The sequence below is a fragment of the Clostridium sp. genome (assembly GCF_051650885.1).
Taxonomy (GTDB): domain Bacteria; phylum Bacillota; class Clostridia; order Clostridiales; family Clostridiaceae; genus Clostridium.
In genome coordinates, this window is the sequence record NZ_JBOFRG010000066.1 from 1 (window position 1) to 4,320 (window position 4,320).

Below are 4,320 nucleotides of genomic sequence, written 5' to 3' on the forward strand. Positions count from 1 at the left end.
CTTACTATAATGTATATAACTATTCCAAACTAATGACAAGTTTAATATATATATATATATTAAAATAAGGATAGACTGAGTCTTATTTAAATATTTATTTAATCAACAGAAACCCTGTTTATTAAGACGCAACAGTCAGCCAGCTATATATAGCCATCCTGGGATCGACCCTCAAACTAGTGGAATATGCCCAATCCTACGGAATTAGTCTTGGATAAAATATATATTAGTTCATCTGACGAAGATCAAATGGATTCTAGTCAGGTATCTGCTGAAACGCCAGCAACAATGACTATTGTCAGAGACAATAGTAGCAGGAATATCAGCAATAATGGTACTGTCAGAAGATCGAGAAGTTCATCAAGAATAAGGTCTAGGGAAGAATTTGAACTCATCCCTAGCCCAAAGGAGATAAATACATCATCCCAGAATACACACAATTGTATAGGATCGTGTAGAAAAATCTCTAGATCAATGGACAGCGATTTTCAAGAATTCCTTGAAGGGAATATTGAGAAACTTAAAGAAAGTTCTCAAGAAAATACAGAACAAATTATGGAGCAAACAAAACAATCAACCAGAGAATTCAACATATTAATTGAAAGATTAATTAATGAACAATATGATCATCATATGCAATTAGTTACTAGTATTGCTCAAAGGAGTGAAGAACAACATAAACTCCACCAAGAACAACAACATAACCAAGCAATTTTAGTAAGATCATTTGAAAGAATTATGAGTGAACAAAAAGAAACGTTCAACATAATTATTGATTCATTAATGAGGTTGACTGCTGAATTGAAAAACAATCATAATGCTCAAATACAGAATGACAATACCAACAGGCATATAATTCATGAAATGAATAATGAATTTTTGATGCATCGTAAGTGTTTCGAAGAACTAGGACCTAGGGTAGCAGAAGCCCTTATTTCTTCTCTCAATCAAAATGGTATTAGATTGGAAACGAACTGTGCCGATTCACCTACATCAGCCTTGAATGGAAATGGAGGAAATTTCACATCTTCAGGCATTAGTATGAATCATCCCAACACAGAGAAACCAAGGATCTGTATTACCATAAATAATGTAACAATAGATAACAAGATAGAAGAAATTCCAACTAATGTGGTCACACTTAGTGACGTACTTCCTAAAGCAAATTGTAGAGATAGTGCTCCTGGTTTCAAATGGATGCAGCTAGAAGCTCATCAAAAGATACACAAACCAAAGGACCACTACGCTACAATAATTGCCTTTCTGAACTCACTAAATGAAAAGAATGAACTGAAAAAGTTCTGTGATGAGTGGGTAAACATATTCAGAAAGTTAATGAAAGCGCATTATAAAGTCTTAGTTAATGAAGTGTTTATACAACAAGGAAAGTTTCCCAGACATGTGGATAATAAACTTAATAACATTGCGAAATCTATACAACCAGAATCTGACTACATACCCAGTACAGCTGAACAAGAGAATACAGCCAGAGGTATACAACTTATCAGAGATTCAATCATTAATGATTGGAAGCGCAGCATGGAAAAAGACTGTGCTATTAGAGATGCGATGAAAAATGAGTTTAATGCTACACTAGGGAATCTTGTGCAATCAATATTATTACCGTTGTTCCAGAAAATGACACAACGTCAACTGATAACCTTGCCTAAAAAGATATTACCAGCTCTAGAATTTATATTGTTTATTAGAACCAGTAAATTAAGTGAAGACTTCGAAACAAGACAAGCGAGACTTAATGAACGAGATAAACAAATAGAATTAACAGAGCAGGTAATACAGGAAAGAGTTAACACAGAAATCGAGTCGCCCTTGTATGAATCCATAACGTCAAAAATCACGGAGCTAGACAAAAAATATGCAAATGCATATCAACTCCAAAATAAAAAATTAAATATGGTATGGAAATTCTTACAAACAAATACACTCATGTGGAAACCTAAACAACCAAATAATAATATTGCAAATCGATCTAGATCGAGACATAACTCGACCTCATCATCGAGACAATCGAGTAGAACAAGATCGACTTCTAGAGACAGTATTCAATCCAGCGTTAAAAACAACAGAATTATGAGTAGAGCGAGAACCAATGCAAATAATAACAACAATACTGAGAGGCCTAGAAGCGTTAGAACACCACGTTCTTCAAATGCAAGTACGCCAAGAGTTGTAAGAATTGCAGACAACAGTTCTCCAAGAATACAAAATAATAAAGCTGGACAGACACAAAATACTGCCAAAAAGAAAACCAGAGTGATCAAAAACACTCAGAAAAATAATACTAACAAAGGAAAACCTCCTAATAATAGAAATAATCGTCAGAAATAGCAATCAATGAATTGGATCAAAGAGATGTATGTGCATCATGTTATTATTGAGAAAGCAATTGATAGAGAGAAAGCCAGGAGTAAACTAATCAAATATTTAATCAGGAAAGGATTAGAAATGGAGATTATAATTGAAATTATGATTCTATTGCTTCCTTTAGAAAAATTTGATAATTGCCTTAAAACTAAGGCACATGCAATAGGCATAGATGCAATGCCATATGAATGCAAACAACTACTCTCGCTAGGACTAAACTTTACTAGAAGTCCGAAACAACTATCAATAGAAGAGCTATATAATGCAAAATTTGCACTATATAGACGAATTGCTCTTAAATTCGTGTTTAGACATAACGATGATGGTCCGATCCCACCCATGTATGTCTCTAACAAAACATACATGCCAAAAGACAAAGATTTATTAATGCTGTATCCAGTAAAAAGGTTTCTCGAAAATTGGTTTGATGAAACAACACCAAACATTAAAATGTTTACTAATATCAGCAGGAAATACCAGGCTGCTATAAACATATTAAACAACAGATTGAATCGAGACTGGTTATTGGTAAATACAGATAAAAATATGGGACTTGCTATCATAGATAAAAATCTATACAACGAATTAATGATGGAACACATTAATCAACTTGATACTTACAAGCCGTTGGATGATTTGGAAGATATAGAAACCAGGATAAATTGGATAAAAAGATGGTGTACAGCCAGGCTCCAATATCTTGATAGATACCTAGGGAAGAAGAACCCTTCACATGCTCTGAGATATATAGAGGACAAAATGGACAAAGGAAAAAGTAACCCAGCAATGTATGGGCTATTAAAAATCCACAAAAACATAGAAAGACCACCAATTCGTCCCATTATCCCCATGTGTAAAAATAAACTATCTGGAGTACATAAATTCCTAGCGTTAATGCTAAAACATATCACCTATAAAATAAAGTATATTTTACTTTCCACAGTAGAAGTGATCAAAGCATTAATGAATATCCAATTACCACCAACTGCTATCATCATCATAGCTGACATTAAATCGATGTACACCAACATCGATTTAAGAGAAGCATCGATAATGGCATCGACAGCGTTAGCCGCAAGCCCATCAGTTAAAACACTATTAAAACAGGTATCTGAAACAGAATGGGGACAATTGATATATACATTGGTTAATGCGTCATGCTTTACACATCAAGGTAAGATGTATAAACCAATCCATGGTTTATGTATGGGTAGTGAATCAAGTCCTATCCTTGCAAATCTAACAGTGCATTGCAGAGAAATGCATTCACAAATATTTAATAATAAGAATCTAATACAATACTTTAGATTTTATGATGATGTACTTGCTATATTTAATGGTTTATCAATAGATGAGTGCAAAACACTTATGACTAATTGTATTAAACCATTTAAGCTTACAGATGATATTTCAGGTTCAGACAGGCTTGAGTTTGATTGGAATACAGCAGAAATTATTCAGGCAAAGGATTTAAACTCGAAAGCAATAAATTTTCTAGACATAGATATATCTGGAAGACTGGATGAAATTAATAATACAGTAAGAATATGTACAAATATGCATTATAAAAAGCTGAGTGCATATCAGTATGTTCCTTGGAAATCAGGTCATCCGGTTGCGACGAAGATTGGTATAATTCGAACAGAATTAACCAGAAGAAGAATCCTATGTAGCGATATGAAAGACTATCATACAGCTGCCATCCACCTGATGAAATGCCTCAGAGAAAGAGGTTATCCGCTGGATATATGTTATAAAACATATACATCAATCGAATACAGCAAAAGACAAGAAGCCATTGATAAGATTTATAATAAATTGGAGTTAACAAGACAAAAGGCAAGAGTACCGTGGTTGAGAGAAAAAACCTTGAATATATGGTATTCAGCTGTGATAAAACATACATTAATTCCAATTGTCATTAGGTATGATCCT

General features: G+C 33.6%; 2 protein-coding genes. Both read left to right on the top strand.

Translation table 11 applies throughout. The annotated features are described in order from the left end of the window. Positions 1-210 precede the first annotated feature (210 nt). Positions 211-2,349, top strand: a complete 2,139-nt coding sequence (locus ACRC28_RS03530; RefSeq protein ID WP_438542074.1) for a hypothetical protein — start codon at positions 211-213, stop codon at positions 2,347-2,349. A 6-nt stretch (positions 2,350-2,355) separates the two neighbouring features. After that, positions 2,356-4,320: hypothetical protein (locus tag ACRC28_RS03535; RefSeq protein WP_438542075.1), on the top strand; the 1,965-nt coding region annotated here is incomplete at its 3' end.